This is a genomic window from Pseudanabaena sp. 'Roaring Creek' (assembly GCF_001402795.1).
Taxonomy (GTDB): domain Bacteria; phylum Cyanobacteriota; class Cyanobacteriia; order Pseudanabaenales; family Pseudanabaenaceae; genus Pseudanabaena.
In genome coordinates, this window is sequence record NZ_LIRE01000563.1 from 1 (window position 1) to 1,244 (window position 1,244).

1 protein-coding gene is annotated in these 1,244 nt (G+C 41.6%); it reads left to right on the forward strand.

The window, feature by feature from the left end; translation table 11 throughout:
* Positions 1–369 precede the first annotated feature (369 nt).
* Complete coding sequence (locus tag AC805_RS16335) at positions 370–726, forward strand: DUF4189 domain-containing protein (protein WP_055076400.1); 357 nt, start codon at positions 370–372, stop codon at positions 724–726.
* Positions 727–1,244 lie beyond the last annotated feature (518 nt).

Genomic DNA, 1,244 nt, shown 5'->3' on the forward strand with positions numbered 1-1,244 from the left:
ATTATCTATATATGCTGAGTATGGATGGAGCAAAGCTCCGCCCATACTTACCTATTTAGCAATAGTTGGCTTAATTAAATATAAAACCCTAAAACCTGCGGCGTACGCTGCAGGTACGCCGCAGGTTTTAGATCTAGATTTTAATTATGCTTAATTAATTAACCACAATGCTCTTTGGATGATTGCTCTTTGGATGATTAATTAAGGCGATTAATAATTAATAATTTAGGCGCAAACAGGATATATTACGTCAAAAAAGTTTAGACATAGCTTAATATATATTCCCAAAAGGGAGCTGCGAATCATCTAAGCAAGTAGCTAATGACCAAAAACAACTAAGCTCACATTGAGAAATATTGGAGAATATTTATGAAAAAGTATCTAGGATTTGTTGCCGCCGCTTTTCTTCTAGTTGAAGGCTTTGGAGCTGGGGCTGCGTTTGCAGGTGATAAGTATGGAGCAGTTGCTACGGGCTCTGGCAATGCCTATGGTTATGCCTATAACTACAATAGTCAAGCTGAAGCAGAAGATGCAGCTTTGTCTCAATGCGGTAGTAATTGTTCTGTCAAAGTTTGGTTTGCGAATGCTTGTGGTGCTGTCGCTAAAGGAGGTGGATATTTAGGTTGGGCTTGGAATGCAGATGAATATGCTGCTAAAGCTGCTGCTCTTGAGAGTTGTGGCAACTCTAGCTGTGAGATTGCTGTTTGGGCTTGTACTGATCGCTAAGGCAAATAAAATCAAAACCCCAAAGAGGGTTGCCGCACGGAGCGCGGCAACCCTCTTTGGGGTTTGATATTCTGGTACATAGGACATCAAACCCTAAAGATGAGTGGCGACGCAAAGCGCGAGGGACTGGGGTATGCTTTACCACGCCATACTCTAAAACTCCATGGTACATACCACTCTCCATAGACCAGATAAAGTACAACCAGATGTTGAACGAATTAACCCTCTCGTTGACCAGTTTCTGCAACGCCTTTTCTTGAATGGTGCAAGATCTCAGTTAATCCCTAATTCCTGAAATTTGTTTGATTTATGCTTTCCTTTCGTAACGCCATAAAATTTGCCATTACGTAGCTAGGCATAATTAAAACCCAACATCAAAACCTGTAGCGCACGCGCAGCGTGCGCTACAGGTTTTTGGGCTTTATAGCTACCGCCAACTGTATCAGGGTATAATACCAATTCACGAAAGTGTGACAACACTTTTGTGAATTAAACACCAAACCCAGTAAGGTTTTGAG